The 9,170-nt window shown below is 69.4% G+C and carries 7 protein-coding genes and 1 pseudogene; 3 read left to right on the top strand and 5 right to left on the bottom strand.

Translation table 11 applies throughout. From position 1 onward, the window contains the following. The coding region (locus ABZX90_RS38570) for an IS5 family transposase (protein ID WP_355212957.1) at positions 1-427 on the top strand (427 nt) is incomplete at its 5' end. A 24-nt stretch (positions 428-451) separates the two neighbouring features. Next, positions 452-634 (top strand): hypothetical protein, encoded by a 183-nt coding sequence (locus tag ABZX90_RS38565; RefSeq protein WP_355212955.1) that lies wholly within the window; start codon positions 452-454, stop codon positions 632-634. 24 nt (positions 635-658) lie between these two features. Here ABZX90_RS38565 and ABZX90_RS38560 read toward each other — a convergent pair whose 3' ends face one another. After that, positions 659-1,579 (bottom strand): Ku protein, encoded by a 921-nt coding sequence (locus ABZX90_RS38560; protein ID WP_355212953.1) that lies wholly within the window; start codon positions 1,577-1,579, stop codon positions 659-661. Positions 1,580-2,052: 473 nt separating this feature from the next. On the opposite strand from ABZX90_RS38560, the pseudogene ABZX90_RS38555 reads away from it, so the two are divergent. Beyond that, a pseudogene (locus tag ABZX90_RS38555) lies at positions 2,053-3,039 on the top strand (NACHT domain-containing protein); the annotation flags it as partial. Between the two features lie 633 nt (positions 3,040-3,672). Here the strand turns inward: ABZX90_RS38555 and ABZX90_RS38550 are convergent. The 4 genes from ABZX90_RS38550 to dnaE all read right to left on the bottom strand — a co-directional run bounded on the left by ABZX90_RS38550 (position 3,673) and on the right by dnaE (position 9,099). Continuing rightward, positions 3,673-4,095: a PT domain-containing protein gene (locus ABZX90_RS38550; protein WP_355212959.1), complete on the bottom strand. Its 423-nt coding sequence runs from the start codon at positions 4,093-4,095 to the stop codon at positions 3,673-3,675. A gap of 206 nt (positions 4,096-4,301) precedes the next feature. After that, a complete protein-coding gene (locus ABZX90_RS38545; RefSeq protein ID WP_355212951.1) occupies positions 4,302-5,270 on the bottom strand; it encodes a hypothetical protein in 969 nt (322 codons plus the stop codon). Then, positions 5,267-5,665 carry a hypothetical protein gene (locus ABZX90_RS38540; RefSeq protein ID WP_355212950.1) on the bottom strand — a complete coding sequence of 133 codons (399 nt, stop codon included), beginning with the start codon at positions 5,663-5,665 and terminating at the stop codon, positions 5,267-5,269. Before ABZX90_RS38540 ends, ABZX90_RS38545 begins: the two co-directional genes overlap by 4 nt. A gap of 5 nt (positions 5,666-5,670) precedes the next feature. Beyond that, a complete protein-coding gene (gene dnaE / locus ABZX90_RS38535; protein ID WP_355212948.1) occupies positions 5,671-9,099 on the bottom strand; it encodes a DNA polymerase III subunit alpha in 3,429 nt (1,142 codons plus the stop codon). Between the last annotated feature and the right edge of the window lie 71 nt (positions 9,100-9,170).

Below are 9,170 nucleotides of genomic sequence, written 5' to 3'. Positions count from 1 at the left end.
TCGAGCCCGGCCACTGGCATTCGCCGTCACCGCGGGCCAGGCCGGCGACGCACCGGCCTTCGAGACGGTGATGGCCCGCATCCGTGTGCCGAGAAGCGGCCCGGGCAGGCCCCGGACACGGCCCTCGGCCGTGCTGGCGGACCGGGCCTACTCCTCCCGTGCCATCCGGGTGCATCTGCGGCGTCGGGGAATCCGCGCGGTCATCCCTCAACCGTCCGACCAGGTGGGCCACCGCCTGCGGCGAGGCCGTCGAGGCGGCCGGCCGCCCGCCTTCGACACCGAGACCTACAAGCAACGAAACACCGTCGAACGCTGCATCAACCGCCTCAAGCAGTGGCGAGGCCTGGCCACACGAACCGACAAACTCGCCATCGCCTACCAAGCCGCACTCCACCTCGCAGGCATCCTCATCTGGACTCGACGCTGACCAAAGAGACAGAACCTAGCGGGCTTGCAGGTGCTGCAGGCCCTCTTCGACGCCGCGCACAAGCACGGCACCGAGGTACACCTCGCACCCGTGGCGGTCCCGGAAGGCTGGGCGGGCCCCGTCTTCGCAAGGACGGCGGAGATCGCCACCCTTCTTGAGGCGCAGGCTGACCAGGAGCGGCCGCTCGGCCAGCTCCACCTTGCCTGAACCCTTCCTGTCCCGAATCCGGCCTCAGGCGCTGTGCCGTTTCCGGGCCGGCGCCTTCTTGGCCGTCTTCTTCGTGGCCGTCTTCTTCGCTTTGGCAGGTTGCTTCTTCGCTGGCTTCTTAGTTGCGGTCTTCTTCGGCATGTCGTGGACAGTGGCGTCCTCGCCCCGGGAAGCCTTGGCCTTCGCCACAGACTCCTTGAGCGCGGCCATCAGGTCGACGACCTGCCCCGGCGTCTCGGGCTCCTCGGCTGTGGGCGGTTCGAGGCCCTCTCGCTTCGCATCGATGAGCTGCTCCACCGCTTCCGTGTACCGGTCGGTGAAATCGTCGCCTTCCAGGTCGTCGCGGGTCAGCCGGTCGATGAGATGCTCCGCCTCGGCGATCTCCTCCTCGGTGAGCTCCACATCTTCCGGTTTCAGCTCGGTCGGGTCGCGGATCTCATCGGACCACCGCATCGCGTGCAGGACGATCACGTTGTCGCGGACTCGGAGCAGGCCCAGCCTCTCGCGCCCTGACCAGGCGTACTTCGCGACGGCCACCTTCGATGACCGCTCCAGGGCCTGCCTCAGGAGCGTGTAGGGCTTGGCCGCGACCTGACCGTCGGGCTCGAGGTAGTAGCCGTCGCCGATCTGGATCGGGTCAATGCTGTCCAGCGGCACGAAAGCTTCGATCTCGATGGCCTTCGCTGTGGGCAGCGGCATCTCCCGCAGCTCCTCGTCGAGGACCGGGATGATCGTGTCCTTGCCCCACTGGTAGCCCTTGCCGATCTCCGCGGACGAGACCTCGCGATCTTCCAGCTCGCAGATCTTCCGGTTTCGCACCCGGCCCATGTCCTCCAGGTGCACCTGATGGAAATGGATCGAGTGATCTTCCCGGGCGGACACCACATGAATAGGCACTGTGACCAGGCCAAACGAGATGGCTCCGCTCCATATGGTTCTGGGCACGGCTAACCTCCAGGGCGGCCCCCCAGGGACTCCAGCCTAGGAGCCGGCCGCAGCGGCTGCACCTCGACGGGGGTGCATCTCATCCGGCTCTTCGGGCTGTCCCCGGTCACGGCCATGAAATACCTCCGAGCTGCCCACCCCGCGGGCACACACCCTGATCCCCTCCCGGGATGACCACCCGCCCGCATCAACAGCGCTTCGATCGAGATGGCGATCCTCTCCTCAAGTGATCACGCCGAGCCTGGGCCTGGCACCCGCAGCGACTTGCGGCCGCTGCGGGGCGGGAGCCGGGGGTTGATACTGGTGAGCTCGCCTATTCAACTGTCGAAGGCCACCCAGAAAGCCATGTTGAGTGCTTTGTGGTGCGCGGGGTGTGTGCGGTGCCGACCGGGCGACCTCGGTCAGTACCTGTGAATGGCCCGGATCGCCAAACGGTCTCTTCTCGGGCAGGAGTTAGGCAATGATGTCCTGTTATGAGACGCGGGGGGCGCGGCCGGGGGCCACGGTATGTGGGCTGGGTGTACCTGCTGCTGACGGTGGCCGGGATGATCGCAGCGCTCCTTCTGGCCCGGCACTTTGGTCTCGGAGTGGCCCAAACCACGGCGGCAGTGCTTCCCACCCTGGCGCCGGGCTACCTTGCCTGGGCGGCCTTCCATGCCGATCGCAGCGAAGCTGACCCCGTGGACGAGGACAAAGTCCTAGAGCAGTTGGCGGTGGCTGTCAGGACACAGTGGGACAACGAGGCGGCCGTGCGCCGGGTCAACGACCCCTACCCGCTGCCGGTCGCCTGGGAAGCAGCCGGTGACGACCTGGCCGAGGACTGGTCGCTGTTGACCAACCTGGCCCGCGCCTGGCCCGGCGGCCCCCCGGGCGACCCCGCCCTGTGGCCGACGGACGGCGCCGGACTGGCGGGCCGGAATGCGGAGATCGGACAGGTGTTGTCCGAGAGGGTGCCCACGCGGCGCCTAGTGATCTTGGGCGAACCCGGCGCCGGCAAGAGCGTGCTCCTCATCCGGCTGCTCCAGGACCTCATCGCGCGCCGCGCCGCCGGAGACCCGGTGCCCGTGCTGTTCTCCCTGGCTTCCTGGGACCCGCACCAGCCGCTGAAGACATGGATGGCCGGCCAACTGCGCCGCACCCACCCAGGCCTGGCCACGGCGGCTCCGCTCCCGGTCACCCTCACGGACACCACCGACCGCGGGCCCAGTGATCTGGCCCTGTACCTGCTGAACGCGGGCCTTATCCTGCCCTTGCTCGACGGCTTCGACGAACTGCCGCCCGCCCTGCACGCCACCGCACTCGACATGCTCAACCGCGCCCTGCCTGCCCGGCAGCCCCTGGTCCTGACCAGCCGCACCGACCCCTACCGCACGGCCCTGACCCGGCCGGGCACCACCGTCCGCCTCAACGGTGCCGCCGCCATCCAACTCCTGCCCCTCAAGGCCGAGGACGCCGCGGACTACCTGTGCCGCGACGCCGGCGGCCCGCACACCCCCGCAGCCCACCGTTGGAACACGGTGATCGCCCACCTGGGCACCGCCAGCCCCGTCGGACAAGCCCTCGCCACCCCTCTCGGCCTGTTCCTGGCCCGCACCATCTACAACCCCCGCCCTGACATACCTTCCGTGCCCCCACCGGTCCCGCACCCGGACGAACTTTGTGACTCCGCCGCTTACCTCGACCGTGGCGCCATCAATACCCATCTCTTCCGGGCCTTCATTCCCGCCGCCTACACCCCCCACCAGCCCAACCCACCCCGATGGACAGCAGAACAGGCCCACCACACCTTCGTCTTCCTCGCACAGTTCCAGCAGAACCAGCGCGCAGGCAGCCCCGACATCGCCTGGTGGGAACTCCCCAAAGCCATCCCGCGACACACCCTTCGCCTCCTGGTCGGGCTCGTGTTCGGGCTCGGGGGCGGGCTCGCGGCTGGGCTCGTGCTCGGGCTCGCGGTCGGGCTCGTGGGCGGGCTCGTGGTCGGGCTCGTGCTCGGGCTCGTGGCCGGGCTCGTGGCCGGGCTCGCGGCCGGGCGCGCGTTCGGGCTCCTGGCCGGGCTCGCGGATGCTGGCACGCCGGGTGTCCGGCTGCGCTTATCACGATCCGGACCTGTCAAAGCGACCGGGCTCGTGCTCGGGCTTGTGGGTGGGCTTGTGGGTGGGCTCGCGGCCGGGCTTGTGGGTGGGCTTGTGGGTGGGCTCGCGGCCGGGCTCGCGGGCGGATTCATAGGCGGGCTCGTGGCGGCCGATGCTCTGGACCTGACCGCCAGCTCTGGGCCAGTCAGACTGCTTGCTTTGGATCGGCGTACCTTCCTCACGTTCACGCTCACGTTCGCGTTCGTGGTCGGGCTCGCGGCCGGGCTCGCGGCTGGGCTCGTGTTCGGGCTCGCGGGTGGGCTCGTGTTCGGGCTCGCGGGCGGGCTCGGGGTCGGGCTCGTGGCCGGGCTGGACGAAACACCATGGGGTTTCTTCGTCATCGCCTGTGCATACCTTGTGGTGCGCGGCAAGATCCCACGGCATCTCATGGCGTTTCTGCACGACGCACACGAACACCGCGGCGTACTCCGGCAGGCAGGGGCGGTCTATCAGTTCCGGCACATCGACCTGCAACGCCACCTCGCCCAATAGCAGCATTTGACACACAATCGCTTCTCTCTCCCCCGACCGCGGAGGTCCGGGGCGCCGGTCGAGTTTCTGACGGCCGGAGAGGATTCCCGGGTGCGAGGTCAAAGCTGTCCGGTGAAAGCGGCGGCGGGCGCCACCGTGCCCGGCCCGAAACGCGCGTTCAGAGCGTCCATGACCGGCTCGACGCGCAGACGCGCCTCGCGGGCGCGGTCCAGCGTCAGCTGCGTATGAGCCTGCGCAGCGTCAACGGCATCGGCCACCAGGCCGATCCGCCGCAGCCGCGCGCGTTGCAGGCCGAACCCATTCAGCACGCCGTACACAGCCAGGCGCAGATCGTCCGTATGCGCCGAGACGGCCGTCAGCGCCCGGGTCTTCGACAGATCCCGCCGGTCGGCCATCGACACGACAACCGTGATCGATCGCGCAGCCTGCCCGCGCGACCGCAGCCGGGCCGCGAGCTCCGTGGTCAACCGCAGTGCCGCAGCACGCACCTCCCACCCGTCCAGCACGTCCCTCGCGAAGTCGGCCCGAACACTGAGCGTCTGCGCTGCCCGGCCCGGCACAACGACTCGCCGGTCGATCCCGCGAGCGCGTTCCTGCAGCCCACGGCCCGCCCACCCCAGAATGCGCACGACAGTCTCTCCCGGCAGATCAGCCAGGTGCCCGATCGTTTCAACGCCCAGGCGGTGAAGATCGTCTGCCTGAGTCCGTCGAATCCCGTACAACTCCCCGACAGGCAACGGACCGAGGAACCTCGCGGTCTCGGACGGTGTCACTTCGAGGACGCCGCCGGACTGCGTACGAGAAGACGCCATGGCCGCGACCGTCCAGGACGAGCCGATACCTACAACGGTCTCCAGCCCGTACAAGGCAGCGGACTGAAGGCGCAGGCGCTGTGCCAAGTCGACAGGCCCGACGCCGAACAGGCGGAGAGAACCGGCGAGTTGAGCCACTACAGCCGACGGGGCCAAGGGCTGGACGACCGGGGTGAACCGTTCGATCACCTCGGTGAGTTCGGCGAGTCTGCCGCCTCTCCGAAGTCGGACGTGGAAGAACACCGGCGCTTTCACCGTCTCCCTCCTTCCCCGGGAGCAAGTGGTACCTGCCACGGACTCCTCAACCGGACGGTCAGTCGCCCTCTCAGCCGCCATGGACGGTCGGGTTCGCTATCCCAGGACTGCAGGAATTCGGGAACCTGTCGGGTTCGGGTCGGTGCCGCGCCCGCGGCGCTCCGGACACCGAAGTGGGCGAGGATCCGCAGCTGGATGAGTTCGGTCAGCCCCCGGGCGTCGCGCTGGAAGTAGGGGAGCGCGCCGGTCAGATCGAGGACGGCACTGTCCGGCTCGGTCATCTGCACCCGTGGGGTGATGGTCTCCAACAGGCGGCGCAACTGCTCGGGCAGTTCGACGTCGGCGCCCGGCGGCAAGTCGAAGCGCAGGTGAAGAATACTGCGACTGCTGGTCATGGCGTTCACCCGGCACTTCCTTGACTGCGGTGACCGAGCCGGCGCAGGTCAGCCGAACGGGTCCCGGCTGGCTGAAGATCGGCGTAGGGGTGGAGCTTGGCTCCTGCTGTGCCATCCGCGAGGGTGCGCTGCGGCACGGCCGGCTGGGCGGGTGTCGGGGCGGGGGAGGGGCGGCCGAGGAGATCCAGGGCGGCCTGCGGGCCGTGGTCCCGGCGGGCAGCCGCCACCTCGTCCAGGTCCCACACCATCTGCCCGACCACCGTGCGCCGCGGCCCACGCGCCTCGACCGTCCCCCGCACCAGCAAGAGCCCGCTGTGGAAAACCGTGTGGGCGCACGCCTCGTGCGAGTCCTCGAAAAACGCGATGTCCACGAGACCCGAGCCGTCCTCAAGCGTCACAAAGATCACCCTCTTCCCACTCGGGATCGGAGGAGTCTGCGTCGAGGCCCGTACACCGGCAACGAGAACCGTCTGACCAGGCACCATCCCCTTCAGATGGGCGGCGTCGGTTGCTCCGAGTTCGCGCAGCAGCCGGTGGTGGTGGTCCATCAAGTGGTGGGTGACGTCGATCGACAGGGTCTCCAGCTCCGCGCTGAGCTTGTCCCGGCCGGTCATCTCCGGCAGACCGCTCGGCTCCGCCGTCACCAGCTCCCCGCCCAGCGGCAACTGCCCCTCGCCCGCACTGCGATTGCGGGACTGGCGGTGCAGCTCGGTCGCCTGCAGCAGCAGATCCCGCCGCGTCAGGGCGCCCGCGAGCGGGCCGAGCGCACCGATGCGGATCAGGCGCTGCGCGAGCGGCAGGGACGGCCGGGCCCGCTGCCACAGATCCTGCAGACCGGCGTAGGGCTGCCCGGCGACCAGCCGTGCGATCTCCGCTTCGCTGATGCCTTTCACCGTGGAGAACGCGAGTCGCACCCCCCAACCCTGCTCCGTCTTCTCGACGCGGTGCTGGGCGCCGGAGGCGTTGACGTCGACGGGCAGCACAGGCACACCGTGACGGCGGGCGTCGGAGACGACGACGCGCATCGGCCACATGCCCGGATCGTGCTCGAGGAGCCCGGCATACAGGAACGCCGGGTAGTGAGCCTTCAGGTAGGCGGACTGCAGGGCCGGGACGGCGAAGGCGACCGCGTGCGCGCGGCAGAAGCCGTACGCCCCGAACTGGGAGATAATCTCCCACACTTCGTCGAGCACGTCCTTGGCGTAGCCGCGTTCGCTGGCCGTGCGGCGAAACCAGGCCTCGACCTTCGGTAGCCGGTCCGGGTCGGCCAGCGCGCGGCGTGCGACATCGCCGGCAGCGCGGTCGCAGCCTGTCATCCTCGCGAGGATGGCGATGATCTGTTCATGCCAGATGACCACGCCGTACGTGTCGTTGAGTACGGGCTCCAGGTCGGGGTGCGGGTAGCGCGGGGTCGCGCCGTGCCGGGCAGCGATGAACAAAGCCGGCATGCCACCCTTCACGGGACCGGGCCGGAACAGGCTGATGTCCGCGACGACGTCCTGCATGTGGCGGGGCTGAAGTCTGCCGACCAGGTCCTGTTGGCCGGGGGATTCGAGCTGGAAGAGGCCGACGGTGTCGGACGCCTGGATGAGCTTGAACGCGATCGGGTCGTCGAGGTCGACGTGATCGGGGTTGTCCAGGTCCAGGGCCCGGCCGGTGGCCCGGTGGATCTCGGCGACCGCGTGGGCCATCGAGCTCTGCATCCGCACGCCCAGCACGTCGAGCTTGAGTAGCCCGAGATCTTCAACATCTTCTTTGTCAGCCTGGAGCATCGCGTAGCCGCCGGGGGTCGGCTGCACCGGAACGCGGTCCAGCAGCGACACATTGGAGATGATCACCCCACAGGGGTGCATGGCGTACCCGCGCGGGAGGGCGTCCAGGCCCTCGGCGAGTTCCCACAACGGCCCGAACTGGTCGGCTCGACCGGCGAGTTCGCGGAGCTCCGGCAGCTCTGCGAGGGCGCCTCGGATGTCGCGGGCCCGGATGTGCGGGAAGCACTTGGCCACCTCACCGATTACTTGTGGCGGAATCCCCAAAGCGAGGCCGGTGTCGCGGAGGGCGTGCCGGGCCCGGTAGGTCTCGGGCATGCCGGTGACCGCGGTCCGCTCCTTCCCGAACCGTTCGATGATCGCGTCGTACACCTCCAGCCGGCGCTCCGACTCCACGTCCAGGTCGATGTCAGGCAGCGACGTCCTCCGCTCGCTGAGGAAGCGTTCGAACAGGAGCCGGTGCTCCAGGGGATTGGCCGTGGCGACGAAGAGCGAGTGGTTGACCATGGAGCCGGCGCCGGAACCGCGGGCGGCCACCCGGATTCCCAGCGCACGGGTGTCCGCGACCACCTGCGCCACGGCGAGGAAGTAACCCTCGAATCCGAGCCGTCCGATCACGTCCAGTTCATAGTCGAGCTGCCGGACGGCGGGCATCTCGCGGTCCAGGTCGCGGGCGACCATCCCGGTCTCGCAGCGTTGGCGTAGCAACCGCATCGCGGAGCCTGCCTCCGATCCGGCTCCCACTACGGACGGCTCGGGAAAGTGCGGACGTCCCATCCCCAGGTCTGTCGGGGTGAGCGTGCAGGACTGGCCGGTGGCCTCGGTCTCGGCCAGCAGGCGGGTGGCTCGGGAGCGGTCGGCGCCGACGGCGCGGGCGATCCGCTCGGCGGCCGCCGCCATCTCCATCGGGCCTTTCAGCCAGCGCTCGCCGCTGTCCAGGTGCCGGCGGTCGATGGGTCGAAGGAGTCGGGCGGCGTCGAGGACGTCGGCCAGCCGGTGCTGAACGGGGTTGGCGTAGCGGACCGCGCTGGACAGAACCGTTCGGAGACCGAGCTGGTCGCCCAAGCCCACGGTGCGTGCCGCCAGCCGCAGCGAGCCCGCCCCCGTGCCGTCCAGCCCCAGATGCGCGGCCTCCAGGCGCAGCCGATCACCCGCGAGGTCGCGCCACGGCGCCAGCAGCTGCTCCGTGATGTCGGGGCGGCCGGCGGACAGTGCCCGCATCGGCTCAGCAGACGGACCGAGCATCACGACGAGGTCCTCATCCGCGTATGTGCGCAGTGTCGGCCACGACACGACCGGGGGCCCGTCCCCGGCATCAGTGTGGGCCGCGGACACCAGGCGGGACAGGCGCCTCCACCCCGAGAGATTCTGCGCGAGCAGCGTGATCCGCAGCGGTGGTTCGAGCACGTGCGCCCCGCCGCGTGCCGGTGTCCGGGAACGGCCGACCGCGGGGTCAGGTGCGGTCAGTGGGGCGACGGCCACGTCGACGCCGAAGATGGGGCGGATCCCGGCGGCCGCACTGGCCTTGGCGAAGCGGACGGTGCCCGCGACAGTGTCCCGGTCAGTCAGCGCCAGGGTCGTCATCCCGCGCTCGGCGGCGCGCTGGACGAGGGCGCCGGGAAGGGATGCGCCATAGCGGGCCGAGTAGCCGGAGGCGACATGCAAGTGAGTAAATCCACCGCCCCACACCTCCAAATCTCCTGTGGCCCTCCCCTGACCTGTGACCTCTCCAGTTA

Source organism: Streptomyces sp. NPDC002935, assembly GCF_040611295.1.
GTDB lineage: Bacteria > Actinomycetota > Actinomycetes > Streptomycetales > Streptomycetaceae > Streptomyces.
Note: the sequence above shows the minus strand (reverse complement) of the source record. Positions and strands in the feature narration are given on the sequence as shown.